This window comes from Rhizobium sp. YS-1r (assembly GCF_000757525.1).
Lineage (GTDB): Bacteria > Pseudomonadota > Alphaproteobacteria > Rhizobiales > Rhizobiaceae > Neorhizobium > Neorhizobium petrolearium.
Genome location: NZ_JPYQ01000009.1, coordinates 299,658 through 325,093 on the forward strand (window position 1 = coordinate 299,658; position 25,436 = coordinate 325,093).

General features: G+C 59.2%; 26 protein-coding genes and 2 pseudogenes. 19 read left to right on the forward strand and 9 right to left on the reverse strand.

The annotated features are described in order from the left end of the window. Positions 1-193 precede the first annotated feature (193 nt). Positions 194-373 carry a hypothetical protein gene (locus tag JL39_RS10745; RefSeq protein WP_037149559.1) on the reverse strand — a complete coding sequence of 60 codons (180 nt, stop codon included), beginning with the start codon at positions 371-373 and terminating at the stop codon, positions 194-196. A 350-nt stretch (positions 374-723) separates the two neighbouring features. Continuing rightward, on the reverse strand, positions 724-1,233 hold the full coding sequence (locus tag JL39_RS10750; protein WP_037149561.1) for an Hsp20/alpha crystallin family protein: 510 nt from the start codon (positions 1,231-1,233) through the stop codon (positions 724-726). A gap of 405 nt (positions 1,234-1,638) precedes the next feature. Here JL39_RS10750 and JL39_RS10755 point away from each other — a divergent pair, with 405 nt between their 5' ends. The 3 genes from JL39_RS10755 to JL39_RS32465 all read left to right on the forward strand — a co-directional run bounded on the left by JL39_RS10755 (position 1,639) and on the right by JL39_RS32465 (position 3,943). Further along, entirely contained in the window at positions 1,639-1,911 is a 273-nt protein-coding gene (locus tag JL39_RS10755) for a type II toxin-antitoxin system VapB family antitoxin (RefSeq protein ID WP_037149564.1), read from the forward strand. After that, complete coding sequence (locus JL39_RS10760; RefSeq protein ID WP_227705174.1) at positions 1,911-2,345, forward strand: type II toxin-antitoxin system VapC family toxin; 435 nt, start codon at positions 1,911-1,913, stop codon at positions 2,343-2,345. Before JL39_RS10755 ends, JL39_RS10760 begins: the two co-directional genes overlap by 1 nt. Positions 2,346-3,211: 866 nt before the next feature. After that, the gene (locus JL39_RS32465) at positions 3,212-3,943 is read left to right on the forward strand and encodes a hypothetical protein (RefSeq protein ID WP_244446867.1); all 732 of its coding nucleotides are present in this window, start codon (positions 3,212-3,214) and stop codon (positions 3,941-3,943) included. 194 nt (positions 3,944-4,137) lie between these two features. On the opposite strand, the gene JL39_RS10770 is transcribed toward JL39_RS32465, so the two are convergent. The 6 genes from JL39_RS10770 to JL39_RS10795 all read right to left on the reverse strand — a co-directional run bounded on the left by JL39_RS10770 (position 4,138) and on the right by JL39_RS10795 (position 11,352). Then, a complete protein-coding gene (locus tag JL39_RS10770; RefSeq protein WP_244446868.1) occupies positions 4,138-4,974 on the reverse strand; it encodes a DeoR/GlpR family DNA-binding transcription regulator in 837 nt (278 codons plus the stop codon). Between the two features lie 128 nt (positions 4,975-5,102). Continuing rightward, the gene (locus tag JL39_RS10775; protein ID WP_037149570.1) at positions 5,103-5,525 is read right to left on the reverse strand and encodes a RidA family protein; all 423 of its coding nucleotides are present in this window, start codon (positions 5,523-5,525) and stop codon (positions 5,103-5,105) included. Between the two features lie 35 nt (positions 5,526-5,560). Next, positions 5,561-7,213, reverse strand: coding sequence for a hydantoinase B/oxoprolinase family protein (locus JL39_RS10780; protein ID WP_037149572.1), 1,653 nt, complete (start codon positions 7,211-7,213; stop codon positions 5,561-5,563). Then, positions 7,210-9,264 (reverse strand): hydantoinase/oxoprolinase family protein, encoded by a 2,055-nt coding sequence (locus JL39_RS10785; RefSeq protein WP_037149575.1) that lies wholly within the window; start codon positions 9,262-9,264, stop codon positions 7,210-7,212. Before JL39_RS10785 ends, JL39_RS10780 begins: the two co-directional genes overlap by 4 nt. Before the next feature lie 38 nt (positions 9,265-9,302). Continuing rightward, positions 9,303-10,616, reverse strand: a complete 1,314-nt coding sequence (locus tag JL39_RS10790) for an FAD-binding oxidoreductase (RefSeq protein WP_037149578.1) — start codon at positions 10,614-10,616, stop codon at positions 9,303-9,305. Positions 10,617-10,638: 22 nt separating this feature from the next. Further along, a complete protein-coding gene (locus JL39_RS10795) occupies positions 10,639-11,352 on the reverse strand; it encodes an SDR family NAD(P)-dependent oxidoreductase (protein WP_037149772.1) in 714 nt (237 codons plus the stop codon). A gap of 272 nt (positions 11,353-11,624) precedes the next feature. Between JL39_RS10795 and JL39_RS10800 the strand changes: the two genes are divergently transcribed. The 11 genes and pseudogenes from JL39_RS10800 (at position 11,625) to JL39_RS10845 (ending at position 21,128) form a co-directional block, all read left to right on the forward strand. Next, on the forward strand, positions 11,625-13,334 hold the full coding sequence (locus tag JL39_RS10800) for an ABC transporter ATP-binding protein (RefSeq protein WP_037149581.1): 1,710 nt from the start codon (positions 11,625-11,627) through the stop codon (positions 13,332-13,334). Continuing rightward, positions 13,334-14,305 carry an ABC transporter permease gene (locus tag JL39_RS10805; RefSeq protein ID WP_052182808.1) on the forward strand — a complete coding sequence of 324 codons (972 nt, stop codon included), beginning with the start codon at positions 13,334-13,336 and terminating at the stop codon, positions 14,303-14,305. The genes JL39_RS10800 and JL39_RS10805 overlap by 1 nt, the downstream gene beginning before the upstream one ends. Then, a complete protein-coding gene (locus JL39_RS10810; protein WP_037149583.1) occupies positions 14,302-15,129 on the forward strand; it encodes an ABC transporter permease in 828 nt (275 codons plus the stop codon). Before JL39_RS10805 ends, JL39_RS10810 begins: the two co-directional genes overlap by 4 nt. Before the next feature lie 27 nt (positions 15,130-15,156). Further along, entirely contained in the window at positions 15,157-16,686 is a 1,530-nt protein-coding gene (locus tag JL39_RS10815; RefSeq protein WP_037149586.1) for an ABC transporter substrate-binding protein, read from the forward strand. Between the two features lie 205 nt (positions 16,687-16,891). Next, positions 16,892-17,143, forward strand: a pseudogene (locus tag JL39_RS32470) (IS110 family transposase); the annotation flags it as partial. Beyond that, on the forward strand, positions 17,117-17,437 hold the full coding sequence (locus tag JL39_RS10820; protein ID WP_081952792.1) for a type II toxin-antitoxin system VapC family toxin: 321 nt from the start codon (positions 17,117-17,119) through the stop codon (positions 17,435-17,437). The pseudogene JL39_RS32470 and the gene JL39_RS10820, both read left to right, overlap by 27 nt. A gap of 480 nt (positions 17,438-17,917) precedes the next feature. Beyond that, positions 17,918-18,172, forward strand: coding sequence for a plasmid stabilization protein (locus JL39_RS10825; protein ID WP_037149590.1), 255 nt, complete (start codon positions 17,918-17,920; stop codon positions 18,170-18,172). Beyond that, complete coding sequence (locus JL39_RS10830; protein WP_037149593.1) at positions 18,169-18,588, forward strand: type II toxin-antitoxin system VapC family toxin; 420 nt, start codon at positions 18,169-18,171, stop codon at positions 18,586-18,588. Before JL39_RS10825 ends, JL39_RS10830 begins: the two co-directional genes overlap by 4 nt. 165 nt (positions 18,589-18,753) lie before the next feature. Then, positions 18,754-18,984: an AbrB/MazE/SpoVT family DNA-binding domain-containing protein gene (locus tag JL39_RS10835; protein ID WP_037149595.1), complete on the forward strand. Its 231-nt coding sequence runs from the start codon at positions 18,754-18,756 to the stop codon at positions 18,982-18,984. Continuing rightward, positions 18,984-19,385 carry a tRNA(fMet)-specific endonuclease VapC gene (gene vapC, locus JL39_RS10840; RefSeq protein WP_037149598.1) on the forward strand — a complete coding sequence of 134 codons (402 nt, stop codon included), beginning with the start codon at positions 18,984-18,986 and terminating at the stop codon, positions 19,383-19,385. The genes JL39_RS10835 and vapC overlap by 1 nt, the downstream gene beginning before the upstream one ends. 231 nt (positions 19,386-19,616) lie before the next feature. Beyond that, positions 19,617-21,128: a hypothetical protein gene (locus JL39_RS10845; protein WP_037149599.1), complete on the forward strand. Its 1,512-nt coding sequence runs from the start codon at positions 19,617-19,619 to the stop codon at positions 21,126-21,128. 44 nt (positions 21,129-21,172) lie between these two features. On the opposite strand, the pseudogene JL39_RS30925 reads toward JL39_RS10845, so the two are convergent. Next, positions 21,173-21,899: pseudogene (locus JL39_RS30925) on the reverse strand (hypothetical protein); the annotation flags it as partial. 254 nt (positions 21,900-22,153) lie between these two features. Here JL39_RS30925 and JL39_RS10850 point away from each other — a divergent pair. The 5 genes from JL39_RS10850 (at position 22,154) to JL39_RS10870 (ending at position 25,333) form a co-directional block, all read left to right on the forward strand. Then, positions 22,154-22,465: a helix-turn-helix domain-containing protein gene (locus JL39_RS10850; protein WP_037149783.1), complete on the forward strand. Its 312-nt coding sequence runs from the start codon at positions 22,154-22,156 to the stop codon at positions 22,463-22,465. Further along, positions 22,458-23,711, forward strand: coding sequence for a HipA domain-containing protein (locus JL39_RS10855; RefSeq protein ID WP_037149788.1), 1,254 nt, complete (start codon positions 22,458-22,460; stop codon positions 23,709-23,711). Before JL39_RS10850 ends, JL39_RS10855 begins: the two co-directional genes overlap by 8 nt. A gap of 520 nt (positions 23,712-24,231) precedes the next feature. Then, positions 24,232-24,447 (forward strand): AlpA family phage regulatory protein, encoded by a 216-nt coding sequence (locus tag JL39_RS10860; protein WP_037149602.1) that lies wholly within the window; start codon positions 24,232-24,234, stop codon positions 24,445-24,447. Between the two features lie 311 nt (positions 24,448-24,758). Further along, positions 24,759-24,983 (forward strand): antitoxin MazE family protein, encoded by a 225-nt coding sequence (locus JL39_RS10865; protein ID WP_037149604.1) that lies wholly within the window; start codon positions 24,759-24,761, stop codon positions 24,981-24,983. Continuing rightward, positions 24,980-25,333 (forward strand): type II toxin-antitoxin system PemK/MazF family toxin, encoded by a 354-nt coding sequence (locus JL39_RS10870; RefSeq protein ID WP_037149607.1) that lies wholly within the window; start codon positions 24,980-24,982, stop codon positions 25,331-25,333. Before JL39_RS10865 ends, JL39_RS10870 begins: the two co-directional genes overlap by 4 nt. The last annotated feature ends 103 nt before the right edge of the window (positions 25,334-25,436 follow it).

Below are 25,436 nucleotides of genomic sequence, written 5' to 3' on the forward strand. Positions count from 1 at the left end.
GCGCACCGTCGTGTCGCCGCCGATCGCTTCATAAAGTGTGATGGTTTCGCCCGCCATGCCGTCTTCCCGGTCCTGTGTCTGATGGTGTTAGCGATACGGCATGATGACGGCAAGCGCCAAGGCGTCGCAGCCAAAGCCGTTGTTCATCTTGCCTTTCTTCTTAGGTGAGCAGCGATCTGCTCATGCCTCCGGTTCAATCGGGACCGGCATCCGTTTCTTTCGAATCGGGGTCTGGAAGCGAGCCTGTTCCTGGCGTCTTGTCTCGATCCGTCAGACGGTCTTTGGCATGTGGTCCAGCCGCCGGCTGCTTTGAGATCTCGGTCGATTTGTCGGCGTGCTCGACGGCTTCCTGCGCCTTCTTGTCTTCAGTCATGTCCTGTCCTTCGGCGTTTGGTATCGCCTGCTAAACGCTGGGGAAGGGGAAGAGTTCTGGAAAAGCTCCGTTTGCTGATATTCGGGAGCTGGGCGATGATTTTGCGGGTAAGGCCGGATCATCCTTGCACTGATGCTTCGCGTGGAGACTTCCTATTTCACGATGAGGACGGCAACTGTGGCATTCGTGACGACTTTCGCAGTCTGCTTTAGAGGATGACATGGCTGAAGCCGATACGTCCGCGAGAGGAAATGACGATCGGGGCACAGTCTTGGCCTCAAGAATGGCCGCTGCTGGAGAAATATGCGTCGGTGACGACGTCGGATGCGGTGTCTGCTTTGACCGTCGACTCAATGATGGGCATCACATTCGTACAGCTCGGATTGCGCCTTATCGCTCTTCGGCAAGGTTACGGTCAGCACCCCATTCTTGAAGCGGGCATCCACCTTGTCCTCCTTGATCTCAGAGCCTAGCGGGATGCGGCGCTCGAAGCGACCGTAATAGCGTTCGGAAAACTGACGGTCCTTGTCTTCCACCTCGGAACGCTTTTCTCCTTTCAACGTCGGCACGCCGTCATTGAGCAGGACCTCTATATCCTTCTGCTCAAGGCCAGGAACCTCGGCCGACACCTTGATCTCTTTGTCATTGTCTGAGATCTCCACGCTCGCCCAGGCACCGCCGAACGCGGAGGGTCGTCCAAAAGCCGGCAGACCGGAACCAAAACCACGGAAGGCGGCGTCGAATAGCCGGTTCACCTCACGATGCAGCGACAGAAACGGATCGCGATCATCATCACGGAAAAAACTGGGAACCCGGCTGCCGCCGTTGTCGTCCCAGGGAATCAGATCACGGACACTCATGGTTCGTCTCCTTTCCAATTCACTTCGACGGGATAAGCTCCTTTTGCGGCGCCAGGCGATGGCGCTTGGCGCCGCTTGCCAATGGCCCTGGCTCAGGCCGCCTGTTTGTCGGCCTCGATCTGTCTCGTCTCGGCCTTCGGTAGAGCCAGGCGGGGGCGTCCGAGCAGTTGGATGCGGTGGTGCTGTCCATTGCCCGGCTGATCGGCAGGCGCATGGCGCGCGAGGATTACGCGAAAGCCATGCGTGCCGCCAACGATAACAGCGCACGCGATAGGAAGGTCGATGCAGAGGAGGCAAATCAACCGCTGATGAATATGAATAAGGCAGCATGGAAGCGGGTTTTTACATTTGAACTCAGGCTGTCCATATGCTATCTAGAAGCGCGATCTAGAAAGGAGCGGTGCCATGGGCCTCAGCATCAAGACCGAGGAAGCTGACAGGCTGGCGCGTGAGTTGTCCCGCCTTACCGGTGAGACCATGACCGATGCCATCACCAAGGCCATGCGCGAACGGCTGGAGCGGCTGCGTGCCGAGCGGGAGGCGCAGGGTGACTATACGGCCCGCGTTGAGGCTTTCGTGCGTAAGCGTGCCCATCTGTTCGACCGTCGTCCCGTCACCAAGGAAGAATGGGATGAAGCCGTTGGAGACACGCCTGAGCAGTTGGGCTTGCCGAAATGATGGTGGTGGACAGTTCTGCCATCGTCGCCATTCTGTTCGATGAGCCGGAAGGCCCCGATTGCACCAAGGGGCTCGAAGGTGCGTCTGCCCGGCTGATTTCCGCTGTCAATTATGTGGAGACGGGTACGGTTCTGGCTGGTCGTCTCACTGGGGCGAGGCGGTCGAAGGCTATTGGAATTCTGGACGAGTTTCTTACCACGCTCGGCATCGACATCGCCCCGGTCGATGATCGTCTGGCCCGCGCGGCGATGAAGGCGAGGATCGAATACGGCCAGGGATTCGGCATGCGCGGCGGACTGAACTTTGCTGATTGCTTCGCCTACGCGCTGGCAAAACAGCATTCGGCCCCGTTGCTCTATATCGGCAACGATTTCGGCCTGACTGATATTCGCTCGGCGCTGGACGCTCCTGGCCCAAAGAACCGGAAGAAGTAGATGGCCGGGAAAGGGAGCGCAAAACCCGACATCCCGCGGCTCATGTGTGACGCTCAGCATGGTGAGTTCAGCGTCCTGCTGGCCGAGGCGCTGACCGCTAATGGCTAAAGAGATCAAGAATTTGGATAGCCGAGCCGCCAGGCTTTGCAGCCGCGAAAGTTAGAAAGCCCCTTTTCCCTCCTTGGCTAAATGCTTTTAAGAATTGAGTATAAATTGAAGCTGAACGTTTTCCCCCTCTACTCGCACCTCTGGCATTGGAGCGTTCGGCTGGGCATTCCATTCCTTATTTAATTGTACAAACGTCAGATCAGACTCAGGCTACCTTTGAGTGATACGGTTAGAAGCGTTTCACAAACTGAACCGCCGATAGCCTTATGACACGATTTTTGTACTTCCCACCGGGTGTTTGTCCGCATCAGGGACGATCCACGGTTTCGGAGCAACCGAGATGGCAGAAGACAGGAATAGAGGGCCAAAAACCAGCGTTGCGGCCTCTCCCATTTCCGAAGATTTGCATTTAAAATCAATGGTATAAGGAATGGTTTGAGCCGTTGCGGATTTGAACCCGCAACGCTGAAAATGTGGAAAAGACTTTACTTGTAGAAATATGTGGTCCAGCGCCATTTTTTGCAGTTGGTTTTTCCAAAACTTGAAAGTCGCAGAGGCTGATTTCTTCTGTCAGCAACTTACCAGCTGCTCCCCCCGCAGCTTGCTCTCACGAGAAATTCATAGGGTAGGAGCTGGAAGTCGGAGATCGGGCGATCGTCCTGAATCGACTGCAGGAGTGTCTGAGCTCCGAGAAAACCCATGCGCCGGCGCGGCACCGAAATGGTGGTTAGCGGTGGGCTGAAAGCTTCGCCGACGGGGTGGTTGTCGAAGCCGATGAATGCAATTTGCTGCGGTACGCTGATCCCCAGTTCCCTGGCTACCTGGATGGCTCCGAAGGCAAGCTCGTCGCTGGCGCACAGGATGGCATCGGGCAACTGACGCCTGTTGAGAATGTCACGCATGGCCTGGCGGCCAGCAACTATGTTGAAAGCAGGCAGATGCTGGAGGTCGATAATGCCGTCAAGCCCCGCTTGCCTCATCGCATTCCGATACCCTTGCGCACGCGCCGCGAAAATCGGGCTTTGTTCCGGCCCTCCCATATGCAGGATGCGTTTACGTCCGATGGACACGAAATACAGCGTCGCCTCCTGCGCCGCCTGCTGATTGTCGATGCCAATGAACGCAATTCCGGGGCTCAAGACCGGTCGCGATATCGCGACGATCCTCCGATTGTATTGCGGAAGCTCCCCCAGTTCGGATGGGAGGCGTCCGTTCAAAAGGATAAGGCCGTCAGCGGCACCCGTTATAAGTTGCCGGGCGAGGGCAAGTTCCCGTTCTTCATTGTCTTTCGTACTTCCGACAATGACACCGATATTGTGTTCCTCGAGAGCTTCTTCGATGCCGAGGATGACTTCGGGATGGGAGAAGGCGGCGATATTAGGAACGATGACAAGGATCTGATTGGCGCGCCGGGACCGAAGCATGCGCGCATTGTGGTTCGCGACATATCCGTTTTCCCGCGCGATATCTGTAATTCGCGCACGCGTTAGCGCCGTCACGGCCGACGATCCCGAGAGGGCACGGCTGACGGTCGAGGGATTAACGCCTGCAAGCTTTGCGATATCGACGATCGTGATGCTCGCCTTCGAGCTTGCCGGCTGGCTTTTCGATTTTGGAATGGTCACTGGCGATCAGAATCATTGCTCAAAACGAATTGAGCATTTTCTGGGAGCTGTTTGACACGTCACTCCGGTTCCTCCTGAATCGCGTCGACATAGGGCGCAATCACTAAGTCTGCGACGACAGAAGCAAATTTCGCCCGTTCATCGTGATTGAGGCCCTCATCGGTAATGATGCGGTTGATCCTTTCGATGGGGGTCGTCCGATAGATCGCCCTGCTTCCGAAACGGCTGCTGTCGATCAAGAGCGTCGTTTCCACGGAGGAATCGATCATGGCACGCTGAAGTTGCACTAACTCCAGTGACGTATCGCTGGCGCATTCCGTATCAATGGCCTGCGAAGACAGGAAAAGATGATCGCACCGCAACTCCCGAACGAAGTTGATTGCCGTTTCCCCCAGCAGGGAATAAGCGCCAGGGCGACAGATTCCGCCGGGCACGACAAGCTTGATATGAGGCTTGTTGACCAGCACGTCCGCGACGTGAACATCGTTCGTCACTACGGTCAACGGTGTCGTCAGTTCGGCGACGACATAGGCGAACTGATGCAGGGTCGAGCGGGAATCGATAAAGATGCTCTGTTCAGGCTGAAGGAGCTTCGCCGCGGCGACGGCGATGGCGCGCTTTTCCTCCACGGCAGTCTGGCGGGCCTCGTCGACGAGCTGCTCGAATGTCGTGCTGCGGCGAACACGCACGGCTCCGCCATGCGTCCTTCGCACAACGCCCTGCTGTGCAAGGAAATCGAGATCGCGGCGGATCGTCGAGATGGAGGTGTTGAGCCGCTTGGCGAGATCCTGGCTCGAGGCTACTTGATTGGACGAAAACCATTCCATGATTTTCTCGCGCCGCTCGGCGGGCAAAAAGTCTTCCGTTTGCGGTGTTTCCGTCTCAGTCAACAGCAAGCCCTTTCTCTTCGTCAAACCGGCCAGACCTTATAGAAACAGCCGCGAAACTGGAAGCAGGAGCCAGTCCATGTCCGCTTCCATTCGGCCGACCGCCCGGATTGTCGGGCGGCCGGACGAAGTGATGATCACAGGCTGATGTTGATGTATTCGGAACCGGCGGCGCCGACACCCTTGTAGGCGGTTACTTCGATTTCGACGCGGAAATCCGGACCGCCGAGTGGCGGGCAAGTCACGGGACTGCAGGGATCGATGCCGCGGAATTTTTCTCCGACAAAGGCCATCACCGAGGGAGCATCCGCAACATTCGGAATGACGACCCGCGAACGGACGACATCGGCCAGAGTAGCACCGACAGATGCAAGCGCGCCCTCGATGTTATGAAAGCACTGCTTGGCCTGTTCGACCGGGTCGGGTGACATCTCCCGGGTCTTGTAGTTACGGCCGGCCGTATTGGAAACAAAGACCCAGTTATCGACTGCAACGACGCGTGAATAGCTTTCCTTTTCCTCATAGAGGCTACCGGATTTGACTTTCGTTACTTTTACCACGGATGAGATCCTTCCTTTCAAGTGGGATTGGACGATCAGGCGGTTGCTGCCCGATAGATTTTCTGTTCGGCGCCATGGCCGTAGACGCGTTCGGCGAATTCGGGCGTGATGCGTTCTTCCTTGATATCGCGGCGGATTGCGTCCAGGGATCGGCCGGAAGGCGAACCGTAGCCGCCACCGCCAGGTGTCACCAGTTCGACTACCTGTCCGGTTCTCAGCTGCACCGTACCCGGCAGGTTTTGCTGGCCGTTGCCGAAATCGAAATGAGAACCAGTTGCCTGCAAGCCACCTTCAAGGCCCCAGGGATAGACCGCAAGCCGGCCACCCTCGACGCTGAAGCGGCAATCGGCTTCAATGCGGTAGACGCGTCTCAGGCCCATGCCGCCACGCCAGGTGCCGGCGCCTGCCGAACCATTGACGAGCTCATAACGCAGTAGCGTCAGCGGGTATTCCAGCTCGAGCGCTTCGACCGGCAAATTGGACGTGTTCGTCATATGAACGTGGACGCCGCTCAGCCCGTCGGCCGTCGGCCGTGCGCCGCCTCCACCGCCGATCGTCTCGAGATAGACCCAAAGCGAGCCGTCCTCGCGCGTGCCGGTAAAGAGCGCGCCAGTGCAGGCACCGTTGCCAGCCGCCGTGACCTTGCCGGGCAGCGCCTTGGCCAGAGCACCCTGGACGAGGTCGGCAACCCGCTGGCAGGCTGCAATACGCCCATCGACTGCTGCCGGATGTCTGCAATTGAGCAGCGAGCCGTGCGGCGCCTCGACGGTAATCGGGCGGGACAGGCCGGCGTTCGGCAGGATGGTGGGATCAATGACGGCCTTGACCGCGTAGTAGGAGGTGGCGAGCAGCGCAGTATAGATGACGTTCAGACCGGCGGGCACTTGCGGTGGGGCGTCGAAAGCAAGATGCATTGCGTCCCCCTTGACGGTGATGTCCACCTTTAATTCCATCACGTCGGAGAACTGGTTGCTGTCGAAATAGTCAGTGAAGCTGTAGGTGCCGTCGGGAATGGCGGCGATGCCGGCCCGCATTTTGCGCTCGGCATAATCCTGCAGGGCATCGCCGGCAGCCAGAACCTTGTCTGCTCCATATTTCGTGCAAAGGTCCTGCATGCGCTGGACGCAGAGCCGGTTGGCCGACATCTGGGCGCGCAAGTCCGAAAGCCGCTCATGGGGAACCTGACAGTTCAACAGGAACATGTCCTGCAGATCCTGCTGCAGCTCGCCCTCACGATAGAGCCGCACCGGAGGAATGCGCAGCCCTTCCTGGTATATATGCGCATGGCCGCGATCGGCGAAGTCAGCGTGATGGGCCGTGTTGACGGCCCATCCGACCATGGTATCGCCATGGAAGATGGGCTCGGCCAGAACAATATCGGGCAGGTGGGTCGCGCCACCCTCGTAGGCATCGTTTCCGATGAAGACGTCACCCGGCTTGATGTCCTTTGCCGCATAACGCTTGTTGATATGCGGAATGATGCCGATGAAGCTGCCAAGATGCATCGGGATATGCTCTGCCTGGCACAGGGTGTTGCCGTGCCGGTCGAAGAGTGCGGTCGAGCAATCGCGACGTTCCTTGATGTTGGTTGAATAGCTGGCACGAACCAGCGCTTCGCCCATCTCCTCCACGATCGATGTGAGCGCGCTGCCGATGACTTCTACCGTAATCGGGTCGATCTTGGTCATGCCCGGGTCTCCAGAATGAGGTTGAGGTAGGGATCGACCGTCGCCTGCATATCTGGAAGGATGACGGTGGTGGTATCCATCTGTTCGACGACCGCCGGTCCGTCGATGCGGTTGCCGGGTTTCAGCTTCTCGCGCGCGTAGACCGGGCAGGGCAGGAAGTCCTTGGCCTCGTCCATATAGACCTGGCGCGCTCCGATGACGGCCGCATCGCATGCCGGCCCGGCGTCCGGCCGCGGAGCGAACCGGGCCTTGTTGACGATGCCGGCGGCCTCGAGCCGCAAGGTCACGATCTGGATCGCCTCACCTTCGGCGATGAAGCCAAAACGTTGCAGATGCGCCTGTTCGAAGCCTTTGACCAAAGCTTGAAGGGTATCCCCGCCGACCGTGCCGGCAGGCACCGAAACCTGCAGTTCGTAATTCTGGCCAACATAACGCATGTCGGCAGTCCGGTTAACGACGCGGCGGCCGGGCTCGATGCCTTCCTGCCCGAACCAGGCTTCGGCCTGGGCTTCAAGCGTTTCGAAGCCGCCGATCATCGGCTCGACCGCGTTTTGATCCACTTTCATGAGGCGGGAGATGGCGAAGTCGGAACGCAGGTCGGTCAGAAGCAGGCCGAGTGCGCAAAGCGTGCCCGGGGTAAGCGGCACGATGATACGGCTCATGTCGAGCTCCTTGGCGAGCCGGGCAGCATGCAGCGGACCCGCGCCACCGAAGGCCATCAGCGCATAGTCGCGCGGGTCGTGGCCACGCTGCACGCTGATCAGGCGTATGGCCTTTGCCATGTTGGCTGTGACGACTGAGATGATGCCCTGCGCCGTCTCCATCAGTCCGAGACCCAACTGATCGGCAAGCCGTTGCACGGCCTCGATCGCGAGATCGCGCCTGACTTTCATCCGTCCGCCGAGGATTTCGACCGGATTGAGGGTTTGGAGCACGATGTTGGCATCGGTGACGGTCGCTTCTGTGTTTCCGCGTCCGTAGCAGACCGGGCCTGGGTCGGCGCCCGCCGAACGCGGGCCGACTTTCAACAATCCACCGCTGTCGACAAATGCGATCGAACCGCCGCCTGCTCCGACCGTATGGATGTCGAGCATGGGCGCCTTGATCGGATAGCCATGGACGTTCGCCTCGCCGGTCAGTTTGCAGACACCGCCCTGGAGAAGGGCCACGTCGCTTGACGTTCCGCCGACGTCGAAGGTGATGATGTTGTCGAAGCCGGCCATTCCTCCAACAGCCTGCGCGGCGACGACGCCTGTGCTCGGGCCGGAGAGGACGGTACGGACCGGAAGCTGCGCCGCCATGTCGAAACCAATGACGCCGCCGTTCGATTGCGTCAGCTGCGGAGCGACCGGTACGCCAAGTTCGGTCAGTCGCAGCTTGAGCCTGTCGATATATCGCTGCATGACAGGGCCGAGATAGGCGTTGACGACCGTCGTGGACATGCGCTCGTATTCGCGGAACTCCGGAGCCACCTCATGCGAAGCGCTGACGAACACATCGGGCATTTCCTCGCGAAGGATTTCGACGACCCGACGCTCATGTGCGGTGTTCAAGAAGCCGTAAAGGAAGCAAACGGCGATTGCCTTGACATCTTCGCCCGCGAGCTTGTGGATGGCGGCCCGGAGCTTTTCTTCGTCCAGCGACCGGTCAGTCGAACCGTCACTCTTGAGGCGTTCGGGAACCTCCTGCCGGCGGTCGCGGCTCACCAGGATTTCCGGCTTCTCGGCATTCATATCGTAAAGGCTCGGGCGCTTCTGGCGACCGATTTCCAGCAGGTCGCGGAACCCGTCGGTGGTGATAAGCCCCGTCTCGACACCCTTAAGTTCGATGAGAGCGTTGGTCGCGACTGTGGTTCCATGACCGAGGAAAGCCACATGTGCTGCCGTGCTGCCGACGGTCGCAAGTCCTTCCGACACGCCATTGGAGATGCCGCGGGAAGGGTCGTCCGGCGTTGACGGTACCTTCCAGATGTCGAGCTTGCCGGTCTCCTCGTCAAAGAGGCAGACGTCGGTAAACGTGCCTCCGGAGTCTACGCCAATTCTCAATGCCATTTCTTCACCCTCTTTGGCCAAGGTTATTCAGGAACGGATCAGGCCGCCTTGGTCTTCTTGAATCGATCGAAGCGGAAAGGAGCGGGATCGACACAGGGCTCAGCGCCGGTGACGATGTCGGCCATCAGCTTTCCGGCGCCGGGCCCGATACCGAACCCGTGTCCGGAGAAGCCGCTGGCAATGAAGAAGCCGGGAACGCCGCCGGCCGGACCGATGACCGGGACCGCGTCGGGGGTGACGTCGATGAGACCGGCCCAGCTCTGCGTTATGCGGCTGTTTGCGAAAGCAGGGAAAGCCTTTACCAGATGAGCAAGGCCCTCGCGGTTGAAGCGCTCGAAAGGCACGGGATCGAGGATACGCACCTGCTCGAAGGGCGAAACCTCGTCCGAGGCCCAGGAACGTGGGGTTCGCCATTCCTGAATGAAGCGGTTGCCGACGCGCAATTTCAGCTCTCGCCAGCTCTTGATCAGCGTGGGTACGAAGTCGGCAAAGAGACGGAAGCTGTCCGGGACGATTGGTGCGATATTGGCGTTGCGCATTGCAATCGAGAAACTACCGTCGAGCCGTTTGCGGAAGGAGAAATTATCCGCCCCGACCGGCATATCCGGCACCCCCTCCACCGCGGTCGCGCGTGCCACCGAGCCGAGGATCTTCAGCTGTGGAAAATCAATACCCATATTGCCGCTGAAGAGCCGCGACCAGGCGCCACCTGCCAGAATGACGGAGGAGCAGGCAATGGGCCCCCGCTCGGTGATCACGCCGCTGACGCGTCCTGCGGAGCGCTCGACAGCGCGAACGGCACAGCCCGTCAGCACATGGGCGCCGGCGCGGATGGCGCCGCGGGCGACGGCCGGAGCGGCCTTGAACGGTTCCGCCCGGCCGTCGGTGGACGTGTGCAGCGCGGCGGTGAAACGTCCGGTCACGCCGGGAAGATGCTGGCGCAGTTCTTCAGTGCGAAGCAACCGGGAATCGAGGCCGAAGTTGCGTGCATGCACCAGCCAGGCCTCGTATTCCGCTTCCTGGCGCGCATTACGACAAAGATAGGCAATACCCGTCTGCCGGAAACCTGTTTCTTCGCCGACGCGATTGTTCATGCCTTTCCACAGCGAAAGGCTTTCGATGGCGAGCGGCAGTTCGGATGGATCGCGGCCCATTTGACGCACCCAGCCCCAATTGCGGCCTGACTGCTCGCCGGCGATCAGGCCTTTTTCACAAAGGGCGACCGAAACGCCGCGCTCCGCAAGCTCCAGGGCCGTCGAAACCCCGACAATGCCGCCGCCGATGATGACGACATCCACCTTTGCCGGCAGGGTCTGCGTGGAAGAGACTGCATCAGGAATAATACGTGACATGGCTTTTTCCCGAGGACGCCGATCAAAGCATGTCTTCGAGCCGGCAGTTTACCAGCATCTCGGCCATGGCTGCATTGTTGGGAAGCTCGATCGCTGTGCGGACGAGGGAGGCCAGCGTTTCCGGCTGGATCATCTGGTCGGGTGTCACCTTGTTCGTGTAGGAACTCATTTCCGTGCGCACGAAGCTCGGGCATATGGCGGTTGCCCGCACACCTTTTTCCCAGGCGACGTGGCGCGTCGTATGAGTGAGGCCCATCACCGCGAACTTTGTCATGTTGTAGCCGACGAAGGCGTTCCTGACCCGCTTTCCGGACATCGAGGCGACGTTGATTATGCGGCCCGCACCGGTAGCCTCAAGGTGCGGCATGCAAAGCCGCGTCATGCGCAGTGGCGCCTTGACGTTGACCGCCCAAAGCCGGTCGAGCGCCTCGTCGTTGTCGTCCATGAGCGAAACGCGCTCGCCGAGGCCGGCATTGTTGACCAGGGCATCGATTCTTCCGAATTTCGCGACAGCCGCCGCCACCCAGGCTTCCGATGTTGCCGGATCGTAGGCATCGAACCGCGCATAGTGAAAGCGTTCGCTCTCTGGTCCGAACTTCGCTTCGAGCGTGCCGACGTCGCGGGCTCCGAGGCTGAGGCGGTAGCCATGTTCGGCAAGCTCGTTAGCGATCGCGAGGCCGATGCCGCGGCTCGCGCCGGAGATCAGCACCACGCGTGAGAGATTTTCGGACGTCATTTTCATCCCCTTGGCGCGGCCGGCAGGTCGCGCATTCGTTTGCATGAACGGTAAGGTGGCTTTTCATTTCTGGCAAGGCTGAATTTGGTAGAAACTCCAGAAAAGCTTCAAAATCTATCATATTTGAAGGCAATCTGGCAAAATACAAACGTATGCTTGACGTAGTTTGGCGCTTTATGCCTTAATGATGAAAATATGCGCCAGAAGCGCTCAAAAAACTACGGGAACTCGCTCTCCGGTGTGGGGAGCTCATCGCAAAATCGGATCGCGGTATGCCGGGTAGGGAAATACTGAAAATCGACAATCTTTCCGTCGCTTTCAGGACGGAGGCCGGGCTTCGTCCCGCAGTGAATGGCGTGTCCCTGTCGCTTGTCTCCGGCGAGATATTGGGACTTGTCGGGGAAAGCGGCAGCGGCAAGACAATCCTGTCGCTGGCCGCCATGGGACTGTTGCCGCAAAACGCGGTCGTAACCAGTGGTCGTGTGGAATTTGCCGGCGCAGATCTGCTCACAGTGCGGCCGGACGTCTTGCGCAAGCTGCGCGGCAAGCGGATTTCCATGATTTTCCAGGATCCGATGGCGTCGCTTGACCCGGTCTTTAGGTGCGGCGATCAGATCGTCGAAGCGATCTTGCTGCATGAGCGGATGACGAGGCGCCAAGCCAGGGAACGGGCGCTGGAACTGTTGCAGAAAGTGGGGATCGCGGATCCGGCGCGCTGCCTGCGCTCCTATCCTCATGAGCTGTCCGGTGGCCAATGCCAACGTGTGATGATCGCCATGGCGGTGGCCTGCAAGCCGGATGTCATCATTGCCGACGAGCCGACGACGGCACTGGACGTCACGGTCCAGAAACAGGTTCTCAACCTGCTGCGCGGCCTCAATCGGGAAATCGGCGCGGCAATTCTCCTCATCACGCACGATCTCGGCGTCATTTACGAGGTCGCCGACCGTGTTGCTGTGATCTACCACGGCGATCTTATGGAGGAGGCTGCCACGGCTGACCTCTTCGCTGCGCCTTGCAGCGACTACACCAAGGCGCTGATCGCCTCCATGCCGTCCGCGTCCGCGCCGCAAAGCCGTCTTCCGGTTATAACAAGAGATGGAAGTGGCATGATTTCCAGCTTGGCAGAGGCTCGGCCGGCAGCGAAACCGAAGCCTGCCATAGATGGGGCGTCCGAACCGCTGCTGCATATCCGGGACCTGACCAAGAGTTACTGGGTCCGCGACAATGCTCTTGCGACACCGCGGGCGTTTCGCGCCGTGGACAATGTCAGCCTTGCCATCCCGTCCCGTTCGACGCTCGGTCTCGTTGGTGAGTCTGGTTGTGGAAAATCGACGCTGTCCCGGCTCGTCATGCGGTTGATAGAACCAGATGACGGCGCCATCGAATTCGACGGTCGCAACCTCGTTTCGCTCGGCCGCGAGGAGATGCGCGCTGCTCGCCGCGACATGGCACTGGTGTTCCAGAACCCCTACGGATCGCTCAATCCCCGCCAGACGGTGACCGATCTCGTCGCAGCGCCGATCGATATTCATCAGGGCGGACGCGGTCGGGAGGCGGCGGTTGCCAAGCTCATGGATGCCGTCGGCCTGCCGCGAAATGCCATGAAACGCTATCCTCACGAATTCTCCGGCGGTCAACGCCAGCGCATCGTGATCGCCCGTGCGCTTGCACTCAAGCCGCGCCTTCTGATTTGCGACGAGGCCGTTTCGGCACTCGATGTGTCCGTTCAGGCGCAAGTCCTGAACCTGTTGCAGGATCTGCAGGACGAATTCGACCTGACCTATCTCTTCATTTCTCACGACATGTCAGTCGTTCGCCATGTCAGCGATATGATCGCGGTGATGCAGAAAGGGCGGATCGTCGAAGCAGGCCCCGCGGGCGAGGTCTTCGACAACCCGAAAGCGGAATACACACGGACGCTTCTCAGCGCGGTGCCGAAGATCGGCAACGCAGATCCGATAGCCCTGGAGGCGCGTTGATGCAGACCCTTTCGACATTCGTCATCGTCGTGGGAGCAAGGCTGGCGACCGCGCTGGTGCAGCTCTGGGTCATCGCGACACTTGTGTTCTCCATCATGTACATCATGCCGGGCGATCCGGTTCTCCTGCTGCTCGGTCCTGAGAGCCATCCGTCGCCAGAGGCGGTCGCGGCCCTGCGGCGGCAGCTCGGTCTCGATCAGCCGGTATTGTCGCAATATCTCAAATGGCTCGGCAATGCCGCCGTCGGTGATCTCGGTAAATCCCTCGACGGTTATCCGGTGATCGAATATGTGACGGCGAGCCTTCCGAAGACCATGGAACTCGCCAGTGCGGCGATCCTGGTGGCAGCCATCATGGGTGTGCCGGTCGGTATTGCCGCGGCCCTGAGGCGAGGGCGATTTCTCGATGGTCTGCTGACGTCGCTTTCGACGCTCGGTATCTCCGTGCCGGTCTATATTCTCGGATCGCTGCTGATCCTGCTGGTCAGCCTTAAGCTCGGGTGGCTTCCTTCCAGTGGCTACACCGATATTTCCCGAAACGCCTTTCTGCACTTCCAGAAGCTGACGCTGCCGGCGGTGACCCTCGGGCTGGGGCTGGCCGCCTCGATTGCCCGCATGACACGCTCGTCCATGCTGGAAATCCTGAGCCGCGACTTCGTGCGGTCCCTGCGGGCCAGGGGCATGCGCGAGCGTCGCGTCATCTGGTTACACGTCCTGCGCAATGCGGCAATTCCGATCGTGACGATCGTTGGCCTGCAGCTTGGCAACCTGATGGGTGGGACGGTGCTGGTCGAGGCCCTCTTCAACTGGCCGGGGCTGAGTACGCTGCTCGTCACCGCCGTCTCAAACCGCAACTACCCTCTGGTTCAGGGCAGTATTGTGACGATTGCGGCGCTGTTCATCCTCATCAATCTGTGCGTCGACATCCTCTACAGCCTGCTCGATCCACGCATCCGCCGGAAACGCGCATGAAGACGTTCCTTCCTTTCCGCCATCCGCTCGTTCTCGTGAGCCTGCTCGTGGTGACGACGGTTCTCGGCATCGCGCTGGTGGGGCCGGTCATTGCTCCGCATGATCCGCTTGCGATCAACCAGAACGCTGTCAATCAGGCGAGTTCGACGCAGTATCTGCTCGGCACTGACGAATTTGGCCGAGACATCCTTTCTCGCCTCCTGGTGGGAATCCGCCCGACCATCCTGGTGGCGGTCATTTCTACCCTCATCGCCGCAGTCGGCGGTACGGCTTTTGGTATCATCGGTGCCTACAGCCGGCCGGTCCTGGCGTTCTTCGTCATGCGCGCCGTCGATATCATGCTGAGCTTCCCGGCGATCCTGCTGGCACTTCTCGCCGTCGGCTTCTGGCGGAGCGGGATCGCGAGCCTCAGCGTCGTCATCGGCATCATCTTTATCCCGCAATTTGCGCGCGTCGCTCAGTCGGCCACCCTGCAGGTCATTCGGCAGGAATTCGTCGAGGCGGAGCATGCTATGGGCGCGCGTTATCTGCGGGTCGTTTTCAAGGCCATCTTGCCGAATATCCTTTCTCCACTGGTCGTCCAGGGAACCTTGACGATCGCCGCGGCGATCCTGCTCGAATCCGGCCTGAGCTTTCTCGGTCTCGGGATCGTGCCTCCGGAGCCCTCCTGGGGGCAAATGATCGGAACAGCGCGCGGTTATCTCAACCAGAACCCAATGTACGTGGTCTGGCCCTCCGTGTGCCTCGCATTCACGGTTCTCGCCATCAACATCCTCGGAGATGCGCTTCGCGATCATCTCGATCCGAGGCTGCGTGAAAACTGACAATCTTCAACAAGGAAAGGGAACAGCATGAAGAGAATTCTCCAAATGGCTCTTGCTGCAGGTCTTCTCGGCCTGATGACCACGACGGCCCTGGCGGGCGGCACCCTCTATTTTGGGCTTTCGGCAGAACCGTCGACGCTCGACACGATCATCCAGCCAGGCACGGCGGGCCGTACGGTCAAACTCGCCATGCATCGCGGTCTCGTCAACTATGGGATCGATGGCAAGATATCGCCCGAGCTTGCCGAGAACTACGAGATCAGCCCTGACGCCAAGGAATATACCTTCCACCTGCGTGACGCGAAGTTCCATGACGGTTCTCCGGTCACGGCTGCGGACGTCAAGGCCTCGTTGGAGCGGATTCTCGATCCCAAGGGCAAAGGAGCTTTCCGCAACGAGCTTTCGATCATCTCCGGCATCGATACGCCGGACGTCAAGACGGTGAAGCTGAAGCTGTCCCAGCCCTCCGTGTCACTGATGGGCTATCTGGCACTGCCGGAATCCGTGATCGTTCCGGCCGCGTGGCTTGCCAAGAACGCGGACAATGCCACGGCTTCGCCAATAGGCGCGGGGCCGTTCCAATTCGTCAACTGGACCCGAGGCCGCGAAATCGTGGTCAAGAAGTTTCCCGGCTACTACAAGCAGGGCAAGCCTGATCTCGACGAAGTCCACTACGTCTTTTACGGCGACGAGAACACGCGTGTAAACGCGCTGAAATCGGGGGACGTCGATATCATCGAATATGTGCCGGCCAAGGACGCCACAGCCTTGGAGAAAGGGCCTGACACCGAGCTCCTGACCATGAACGGCCCCTTCATGGGGCTCCAGTTCAACACCAAGTTTGAGCCGTTCTCCAAGCCCGAGGTGCGTCAGGCTATCGCCTATGCCGTCGATCGCAGCGTCATCATCAACACGGCTTTCAACGGGCTGGGCACACCGATCTACGGTATCGCTATTCCGGAAGGCTATATGGGCTATTCCGCCGAGAAGGCTAACTACTTCTCCCATGATATCGACAAGGCCAAGGCACTGCTGAAGAAGGCGGGCTATCCGAACGGCTTCGAAGCACGGCTTCTCGCTTCGTCCCAATACAGCTTCCATCAGAACACTGCGATCGCGATCCAGTCGGAACTCGCTAAGATCGGTATCAAGCTGACGCTCGACCTGCCCGACTGGGCAAGCCGCATGGCGAAGGCAAATGCCGGCGATTACGATTTTGCCGTGCTCGGCAGCCTGGGGGAAATCACCGACGCCGACTGGCTCAGCAACTACTATTATGGCGGGGACAAGCTGGTGCGCACCAACAACTCGCCGTATTTCGACGATCCGCAGATCAACGAAATTCTCGACAAGGGCAGGGCCACAGTCAACTCTGCGGAACGAGAGAAGATCTATGGTGCTTTTGTCGATCGCGCATTGGAACTTTCGCCGCTCGTGTTCTTCATGTGGCGGCACCAAGACTATGCTGTCCGCAAGGGTGTGACCGGCTTCACCAATATGCCTGGCTTCCTGACCTTCCAGTCCGGCTTCAGCATCGAGAATACCAAGATCGAGTGAGCATGCCGGTATGGCGCTTGCGTAAAGTGAGGCTGGGATGCCGGCCTCACTACGTAGGCGCTTGCCGGAACAACGATCCTCTACGATTTAGATGCCGTTGGGCCGGCGTCTCATGAGTAGCCAGTTTGATGGCTGTCCCTCAGAATGATGATGTTTGGGAACGAGGTCCGAGCGATCGGCGTCAAGCATCACGAGAGGAACAGCCATGGAGTATTATGCAGGAATCGATGTTTCGCTGAAAGCGAGCAGCGCGTGCGTGGTCGAGGCGACAGGCAAGTTGGTTCGCGAGGTCAAGGTAGTCAGCGAGCCGGAATGCCTGGTCGGGTATTTTGCTCAACTGGACTTTCCGGTAGAGCGCATCGGTCTTGAAGCGGGGCCGTTGTCCCAACGGCTACACGCGGCTCTGGTTGCTGCGGGTGATGAGGTGGTGTTGGAGACGGGTACGGTTCTGGCTGGTCGTCTCACTGGGGCGAGGCGGTCGAAGGCTATTGGAATTCTGGACGAGTTTCTTACCACGCTCGGCATCGACATCGCCCCGGTCGATGATCGTCTGGCCCGCGCGGCGATGAAGGCGAGGATCGAATACGGCCAGGGATTCGGCATGCGCGGCGGACTGAACTTTGCTGATTGCTTCGCCTACGCGCTGGCAAAACAGCATTCGGCCCCGTTGCTCTATATCGGCAACGATTTCGGCCTGACTGATATTCGCTCGGCGCTGGACGCTCCTAGCCCAAAGAACCGGCAGAAGTAGATGGCCGGGAAAGGGAGCGCAAAACCCGACATCCCGCGGCTCATGCGTGACGCTCAGCATGGTGAGTTCAGCGTCCTGCTGCCGAGGCGCTGGACCGGATCAGCCGCGATCAGGCCGATGTCGCCACGCTCTACAAGCAGTTGAAGTTCGCGGGCGTCACCATTCCGACTTTTCGATTGATTCAAGTGTTTGCGGCCGGACTCCAAAGAAGACAATAGGTTAATACGCCGCTGCCGATAAATCGCGATTTACCTGGGTACCTTTCAGGGGTGTTGGGTTTCCTTCTCATCTGCGGCAAGAAGATGGGCTTGTCGCATTCCTATTTACGCGGAAGGAGGCTACCGGGTGAGCGGTCCATATCTTTTGAAGGCGCGATATCTGAACAGATAGGGTTTCGTCCTCGTTAATGAACCTCTTGAAAATTGCTGTCATTCTACATATTTTGATATCAAAGCCATCATTTCTATGGAGGTGATATCAATGCCGGCAGTCACCATTCGAAACCTTTCTGACGAAACACATCGTGCTCTGCGGCTGCGAGCGGCTCATCATGGCCGAAGCACCGAGGCCGAGATCCGTGACATTATTGAAGCCGCTGTTCGTCCCCCCGAACGTGTTAAGCTTGGCTCTTTACTGGCGGCTATTGGTCGTGATGCCGAGCTTTCCGACAGCGACGTTGAGGCCCTGCAGAAAAGTCGCGACAAAACGCCTGCTGAACCGATGACCTTCGAATGATCTTGCTGGACACCAACGTTATATCCGAGCCTTGGAAACCGGTTCCTGACGCGGCAGTGATCGACTGGTTGGACGCCCAAGCTATCGAAACGCTGTTCCTCTCCGCAATAACGATTGCTGAACTTCGCTTCGGGATTGCTGCTATGCCTTCAGGGAGACGGCAAACTATCCTCCGCGACCGCCTTGAGGGCGAAGTGCTGCCCCACTTTTCCGAGCGCATCCTGCCCTTCGATCTGGCGACTTCTCAGTTTTATTCGGAACTGATGGCATGCGCTCGAGTATCTGGGAAGGCGATCGGCACAGCTGATGGCTACATTGCAGCCTCAGCGGCAGCAAACGGCCTCGCGGTCGCAACTCGCGACACAAGCCCGTTCGCGGCTGCTGGGTTGAAGGTGATCAATCCCTGGTCCAGATAACGACAGTGCCCATGTAGATATCGTAGATCCGTATCCCAAGGCGAAGGCGCCAGTCACAACAGATCGGAAGTTCGTAACCTGGTTCATCTGGTGGTATATCCCATTGGCATATCCCACTCGATGCACTACGTGAGGTCGTGGTTGTTACATCCCGGAGGAACGCAGATGGAGCAGGGTGCAGTATTCCAGAGCAATCGAAGCCAAGCTGTGCGTCTGCCGAAGGCCGTCGCTTTGCCTGCTGATGTGAAGCGCGTCGATATTGTCGCCGTCGGACGCACTCGCATTATCGCACCTGCTGGCGAGGTCTGGGACAGCTGGTTTGAAGGAGCGACGGTGACATCGGACTTTATGAATGAGCGTGATCAGCCCGCTTCGCAGGAGCGCGAGGCATTTTAATGCTGAAGTACATGTTGGACACCAACATCTGCCTTTTTACGATCAAGAATCGGCCGCAGCACGTGCGCGAGGCGTTCAACCGTCATCATGGTCAGTTGTGCATCAGCTCGGTTAGCTTGATGGAGTTGATTTACAGGGCGGAAAAGTCAGCCAGTCCGGAAAAAAATCTGCCCGTTGTAGAGGGCTTCGCCGCGCGCCTCGAGGTGCTACCCTACGACGCAATGGCAGCCAGCCATACAGGTCAATTACGCGCCGAGCTGGCGCGCAGTGGAACTCCGATCGGACCCTATGATCAGCTGATCGCGGGACACGCTCGCTCGCGAGGGCTGATTATGGTCACGAATAATCGTCGTGAACTTGATCGGGTGCCCGGTTTACGGGTCGCAGACTGGACCGCTTAGTCTCGAACGATTGATCGCGATATCCATGTGTAAACCTCAATTGATTGATTGCAGTATATCAGTCAGACGGAAATCTACGTTCAATTGATCGTAGCCATGCTTCCAGCCAGCCCTGTGGAGATTTCGCCGTTTCATGTCTCTTTCCCCCCGCTATACAGTCCGTTGGGTCAAAGCCATCTTTGCGGGCGCGTGCGTTTCCGTGGTGAGGCATATATGAAACCGGAAGAACATATGCGTGCTGAGCATTTGCAGGCTCTTGCACGCGAGGCGCTTGAGATGTTCCTTCTCGAACGCGCCGAAACGGACGAGGAATTCGCCTTCTGGCTCGATGCCAGGCTTGCGGCCACTCTTCCGAACAAGGCCAGCGCGCCGCTCGATCCGGAATCGTTTCGCCGTCGCGCCGAAGCCCTCTTGTCCGCGGCGGGTTCCGGTCGCCGCCGGAGGCGCTGGGATGATTGGGATGCGGATATCGATGAAGCAACGCTCGAAGAGCTGATTGGCGCGGCGGAGCCTTTTCTTGCCGTGGGGCGGGGTGCTGATGCGTTGGCGATCTTGAAGCCGGTGGCCGGGGCGCTGGCCGACTATTGGCCTGAAAGCGCCCATTGGGACGAAACCCTGCATGAGTTCTTTCCCAGACTTGACCAGATGATTGCCCAGGCCGTGCTCATGGATGGAGTTTCCCAAGAGACGCGCGACGAGCTTACCGACGAGCTGCGCGGCTGGCAGGACGAGGTCGCCGCGTATGGCGCCGATGACGCGTTCTCTACAACCATCGCTGCTTGCATGAGGGGCTGGGACGATCTGGGCCTCGAGGACGCGCTCGCCGGGCGGGGGCAGGGCTGGCCGCCCGGGGGGAGAAGCGATTCGCTCGAAGGCGATCTGACGCGGGCCAGGCTTGCGGCGCTCGCAGGAATGGGGCGGATCGAGGCGTATCTGAACCTTTCCCGTGCCGCTGGACTTCATTGTGAGCATTCTGTGAAGCTGGCGCAGTTGGGCCGCGTGGATGAGGCTATTGCGACCGCCCATCAGCGCCTCGCCACGCCCGACGACATGTTGCGCGTCGTCCAGGCTGTCGCCGCCGCGGGCCAGATGGACGCGGCGCTCGATCTTGCCGCCTGGGGACTGGCGTTGCAGGCGCGCGATGAAAACTGCGACGATTGGCGCCGTGGAGCGGGCAAGGTATCGCTGGCCCGCTGGCTGCGCGAGAAGGCGCAGGAGGCGAGCAGGCGGGACATCATGCTCATGGCGGCGCGGGCCGCCTTTGAGGAAAGCCTCGCGAGGGAAGATTTCCGCGCAGCATCGAGGCTGGCCAGCGCAAAGGACTGGCCCGGCTTGCGTGAGGAGCTGCTCGCGGTGCTCGTGGCGGCGCCGCATGCGTTCGAGCGGATCGAAATCCTGCTTGACGAGGATCTGATCGATGAGGCCGTCGCCTGCGTCGATCCGCATGAAGCGCGCTTCAATCCTTATGACGATGCGCTGGAGCGCCTTGCCGAACAGGCTTACGCCGACCATCCCGACTGGACGATTGCGCTCGCCTGCCGCATGGCCGATCCCATCATGAGCGAGGGGCGATCCGGCCACTACGAGACCGCCGCCGGGTGGCTCGCCATCGCCGCGCGCGCCCATGCGGCCAGCGGACGATCCGAAGAGTGGCACGAGCACCTCGAAAAGCTCATCGAAACGCATCGCCGCAAGCACAAATTGCGCCCGCTGCTCGAAGCACTGCGATATGTGGCTGATTGAAAGGTATGTTCTGCCGGAGTGATGTCGCCAAGATCGCGACCCTAAAGCGACCTCGCCTGGTGCGGCAGCTTCGCTTTGAAATAGCCCTCCGGCAGCCGGTAACGTCGCTCTATACGTCGCATGACGCCGAAGCTCGCAACTGAGCGCAGTACGCCTCACCCTGAATCCAGGATAGCAGCGTTTTACTGTCGAAGGTTTCGTTTAAGCGGATGGCTGCGCGGTAAAGCTGCCAATAGCTGTCGCCGAAGATAGACGAGCGCATCTTGAAAATTCGCCGGGTCCTCTGTCGCGTCGAACAATGGCTCCAGAAACGGACTGATCGGTTTCGGCTGCGGTCCGCGCGACGCAAGCAGACTGAGCAAAGGCGCCGTCTGCGGCAAGGCGCTGCGGCTTTCTGGTGGAGGAGGCAGTGGCTTGCGGCTTGACCTGCGCTGTCGTGCTCGTTCTGGCAGCCGGCCTTGTTGGCCGAGCGTCTTCAAAGGCCGGTGGCGCGCCGAGCCATCGGATGATCGCGTCTAGGCCGGGACGTAGCTGCCTCTTCAGTTCTGCCGTCAACTCGTCTTCGATCCCGCAGGCCTGTCCGATCGTTGTCCAGTCGATGCGGCCATTCAGGATCGGTGGCGGTTTCCGGTAGATAATCAGGCGGATGAGGTAAGGCCGGACATTCTCCAGCACCCGCTTCGATGCGATCGGCGCAATATGCAGCTCGCAGAATTCTGAGATTTTTCGTTGAAAATGACGTGATGAAAGATCTTGTTTAGGCATACTCATTCCATTTCTCTCGGCGCCGGTGCCAAGGGCAAGCGGGAATAGGAGGCGGCCTTTGACAAAACATGCATCGGAGGAAAGATATTTTAGCCGCAGCGCTCGTTCCTGCCATCACCTAAATATACAGAGGGATGATCCGCAGACGGATCATTTTTTCCATGATGATCCTCTTTCGTGTCATTTTCCTTGACTGACTCGGATCTGGAAAGATATTTAGACGTGTCATCTTGAGGGTAATGATATGTTTAAGGATCAAAATGAGGCCTGAATCAGAGTCTCTGCAGGAAATCGGTCAGCTGTTGAAGACGGCGCGCAAAGGCTTGGGGCTCACTCAAGAACAGGTTGCCGACATGGCGGGCATATCGCGTCCTCGGTATCGAGAGATCGAAACCGGAAGTGCTGCGGCCCGCGCGACGACCCTGATCAACATTGCTCGCGCGCTTGGTCTCGAACTGATGCTTATCCCGCAGGCGATGGTTCCGGCTGTCAATGCCCTATTTCAGCCGCATGATGACGAGGATGACTTGCCCGCCTTTGCCACCAGCCCCGATGATGATGCTGATGCCTGAGACGTATCTTGATCCGAAATCTATCTCATCACTTGACGTGCTGCTGAACGATCTGAAGGTGGGCACGATCGTCAGGACGCCGGGCGACTTCATTGCGTTCAGCTTTGAGGATAGCTACCGCGCGACGGGCGGCTTTCCTGTACTCAGCCTGTCTTTCCGAGCGGCAACCGGAGGTCTGCGCAAAGATCCGAAGCCTGTGGCCAGGGCTCTACCGGCCTTTTTTGCCAATCTTCTTCCCGAGGAAAAGCTGCGTGAAGCGATGGAGAAGCACCACGCAGGCAGTGTTCGCGCTGGAAACGACTTCGATCTGCTGATCGCGCTCGGGTCGGATCTGCCGGGTGCAGTCCGCGTCGTACCGGGCGAAGGGGCGATTGCTCGTATCGACGATTTGTCACTTCCCAAACCGAAAGCCCGATTTTCGCTCGCGGGTGTGCAGATGAAGCTATCTGTCATCAAGAACACGGGCAAGGGTGGCGGCCTGACCATACCACTGGGGGATGAGCAGGGGTCTTACATCGCCAAGTTTCCGTCGACATCGTTTCCGGGCGTCTCGGAAAACGAATATGCCAATCTCGCCTTGGCCGAGGCGATCGGCATGGGCGTGCCGGAACGTGAGCTCGTCGAGCAATCGGAATTCGAGGATATTCCGGAGGAATTCAAGACGCTGTCGGACGGAAAAGTCCTGCTCGTCAAACGTTTCGATCGCGGCGCCGGCGGCGCGCGGATCCATATCGAGGATTTCGCCCAGGTATTTGGCATCTATCCTTCGCGCAAATATGAAGGTGCGGCCTATCACGATATCGCCGCTGCCATCGGGATTGCCGTTTCTTCTGCGGCTGCTCTTGAATTCGTCCGCCGGCTGGCTTTTGCCGTCATCACCGGCAATGGCGACATGCATCTCAAAAACTGGTCGCTGATCTATCGCGGCGCGGATGACAAGCCGGCATTTGCCCCCGTTTATGACGTGCTCTCGACTGTGCCCTATATCCCGGCGGATGCCATGGCGTTGTCGCTTGCAGGTGAGCGCTCGTTCAGGACGATGAACGCGCAGCGGTGGAAGGTCTTCGCCAATCGTGCACGCCTGCCGGAAGCTGCCGTGCTTAAAGCAGTGACCGAGACTGTTGAACGCGTAAACCAACTTTGGTGGTCGCTGCCAGAGCGTGAGGTCGTTCCGGCAAAGGTGCTTGAGCGGATCGACGCGCACGTGAAGCTGATGACACCGATCCTCGGTACCCGTGCCGGCTGACGTGATCATCGTGCCAAACGTTCAGACCGTCAGTGAAACACCGCCAATCCCCATCAACCCGAACGACAATTCTCCTGGCCGTCTTCACCTGTTCCCACAGGACATCGTCAACGGTCCTGAGCGATGGGACTTCCTGGATGACGTGCAATTCCGAAGCGAGATCCGGGGCGCCCTTCCGGTTTGATAAGGGTACTTGTGAACGTCCAAATAATGGGCACGCTCTTAAGCGTGGACGCAGCAACGTCCTGTCGATTCGACGAAGGCAGGATTGACTGGAATTTTGGCAGGACGCGCAGGCGGGAGATCGGGATGTGAGGCGGAGGCCAATAAGGATCGCACCACTCATGAATATGGTAGTCCTTTTGCAAGGTGCACGCCGGGGCCGCCGCCGTTCTTTGAGATGAATTCGACGCCTACTTGAACCAAACGCGGACGATTTTTGCATCGGTATCGGGACGACCGCCCTCGTTCTGTCTGGTTCAGCGGCAACCAGAAACAGCCAGCAGGAGGCAGCGCGACCATGCCCGCACCAGACCGTATTATTCGCATGAACACCGTTCTTTCCCGCACCGGCCTGTCCAAGACCACCAGCTATCGCAAAATCGCGGATGGGACGTTTCCGGCCCAACTCAAGATCAGCGTCAACGGCGCGGGATGGCATGAATCCGATATCAACCGATGGGTTGAAAACCCCGTCGCGTGGCGTGCCGCCAATAACAACGAGAGAAGCCGCTGAACGTGAGCCATAACGGTCGTGCCCTGCCGAAGCGAGGGAAAGCCTTGTCTGCTTCGGGAAAGCATGCCGGAACGAAACCGGCCCCTCAAGGACGAGCCGCTTCGCGGTGGCTGCGCCATCCTTGACCGCCCGCCTCCGCCCCGACAATTCGCAGGGAAGCCGAATAAGGCGGGAGTGGGAGCGCAGGCGCACCACAGGGAACAGGCGGCGGTGTTGGTGCCTGTGGCGGATTTATCGGCGCTTTCGGCAGAAAATCATTGGCATGGCCCCATATCATAGGTTACATGTAACCAAGATTGAAGGAGAAGAACATGGTTTCCGCATCAAAGCCGAAGCCTACGCGCGTAAAGGTGGGCGAACATCGCGCCCGGTTGCGTGCTCAAGGTCTGCGTCCGATCCAAATTTGGGTGCCGGACGTGCGTGCGCCCTCATTCAAGGTCGAGGCTCACCGCCAGTCGCTTGCGGTCGCGGCAAGCGCACAGGCGGCGGACGATCAGGCGTTTATCGATGCCGTCTCCGATTGGGGCGATGAATGAGGCGGGGGGATATCTGGACGGTCGCGGGCGGCAAGGATTACGCGGGCAAACCGCGTCCGGTCGTGATCATGCAGGACGACAGTTTCGACGGGACGGATTCGATCACCGTCTGCGCCTTCACATCGGATGATACGGAAGCGCCGTTGTTTCGGCTTCCCGTTGCCCCGGACGAGCGCAATGGCCTGCGGCTGTCTTCCCGCCTGATGGTGGACAAGATCACCACCGTCCCGAAATCGAAGATCGGCGAGAAAGTCGGACGGCTGGACGACGAAGATATAGTGCGACTCAATCAGGCGATGCTGGTTTTTCTCGGGCTTGCCGTGTCGCCAAGGGTAAGGGGAGAGGCTTGAGTCTGCCGTTTGCGACCTACGTCAAAACCGCAACGCGCAAGTATTTACCGCCAGCGCCAGGATCTCGACCATGGTCTTGCAGGCCTGCTTGTCGGTCAATCGT

What these genes read in the sequence shown, in the direction of transcription:
- vapC (WP_037149598.1), top strand. Translation starts at nt 18,984, where the DNA reads ATGCTGAAGTACATGTTGGACACCAACATCTGCCTTTTTACGATCAAG.
- JL39_RS10870 (WP_037149607.1), top strand. Translation starts at nt 24,980, where the DNA reads ATGAGGCGGGGGGATATCTGGACGGTCGCGGGCGGCAAGGATTACGCG.
- JL39_RS10850 (WP_037149783.1), top strand. Translation starts at nt 22,154, where the DNA reads ATGAGGCCTGAATCAGAGTCTCTGCAGGAAATCGGTCAGCTGTTGAAG.
- JL39_RS10755 (WP_037149564.1), top strand. Translation starts at nt 1,639, where the DNA reads ATGGGCCTCAGCATCAAGACCGAGGAAGCTGACAGGCTGGCGCGTGAG.
- JL39_RS10810 (WP_037149583.1), top strand. Translation starts at nt 14,302, where the DNA reads ATGAAGACGTTCCTTCCTTTCCGCCATCCGCTCGTTCTCGTGAGCCTG.
- JL39_RS10785 (WP_037149575.1), bottom strand. Translation starts at nt 9,264, where the DNA reads ATGGCATTGAGAATTGGCGTAGACTCCGGAGGCACGTTTACCGACGTC.
- JL39_RS10760 (WP_227705174.1), top strand. Translation starts at nt 1,911, where the DNA reads ATGGTGGTGGACAGTTCTGCCATCGTCGCCATTCTGTTCGATGAGCCG.
- JL39_RS10855 (WP_037149788.1), top strand. Translation starts at nt 22,458, where the DNA reads ATGCCTGAGACGTATCTTGATCCGAAATCTATCTCATCACTTGACGTG.
- JL39_RS10790 (WP_037149578.1), bottom strand. Translation starts at nt 10,616, where the DNA reads ATGTCACGTATTATTCCTGATGCAGTCTCTTCCACGCAGACCCTGCCG.
- JL39_RS10845 (WP_037149599.1), top strand. Translation starts at nt 19,617, where the DNA reads ATGCGTGCTGAGCATTTGCAGGCTCTTGCACGCGAGGCGCTTGAGATG.
- JL39_RS10815 (WP_037149586.1), top strand. Translation starts at nt 15,157, where the DNA reads ATGAAGAGAATTCTCCAAATGGCTCTTGCTGCAGGTCTTCTCGGCCTG.
- JL39_RS10795 (WP_037149772.1), bottom strand. Translation starts at nt 11,352, where the DNA reads ATGACGTCCGAAAATCTCTCACGCGTGGTGCTGATCTCCGGCGCGAGC.
- JL39_RS10800 (WP_037149581.1), top strand. Translation starts at nt 11,625, where the DNA reads ATGCCGGGTAGGGAAATACTGAAAATCGACAATCTTTCCGTCGCTTTC.
- JL39_RS10805 (WP_052182808.1), top strand. Translation starts at nt 13,334, where the DNA reads ATGCAGACCCTTTCGACATTCGTCATCGTCGTGGGAGCAAGGCTGGCG.
- JL39_RS10835 (WP_037149595.1), top strand. Translation starts at nt 18,754, where the DNA reads ATGGAGCAGGGTGCAGTATTCCAGAGCAATCGAAGCCAAGCTGTGCGT.
- JL39_RS10860 (WP_037149602.1), top strand. Translation starts at nt 24,232, where the DNA reads ATGCCCGCACCAGACCGTATTATTCGCATGAACACCGTTCTTTCCCGC.
- JL39_RS10830 (WP_037149593.1), top strand. Translation starts at nt 18,169, where the DNA reads ATGATCTTGCTGGACACCAACGTTATATCCGAGCCTTGGAAACCGGTT.
- JL39_RS10780 (WP_037149572.1), bottom strand. Translation starts at nt 7,213, where the DNA reads ATGACCAAGATCGACCCGATTACGGTAGAAGTCATCGGCAGCGCGCTC.
- JL39_RS10750 (WP_037149561.1), bottom strand. Translation starts at nt 1,233, where the DNA reads ATGAGTGTCCGTGATCTGATTCCCTGGGACGACAACGGCGGCAGCCGG.
- JL39_RS10745 (WP_037149559.1), bottom strand. Translation starts at nt 373, where the DNA reads ATGACTGAAGACAAGAAGGCGCAGGAAGCCGTCGAGCACGCCGACAAA.
- JL39_RS10865 (WP_037149604.1), top strand. Translation starts at nt 24,759, where the DNA reads ATGGTTTCCGCATCAAAGCCGAAGCCTACGCGCGTAAAGGTGGGCGAA.
- JL39_RS10825 (WP_037149590.1), top strand. Translation starts at nt 17,918, where the DNA reads ATGCCGGCAGTCACCATTCGAAACCTTTCTGACGAAACACATCGTGCT.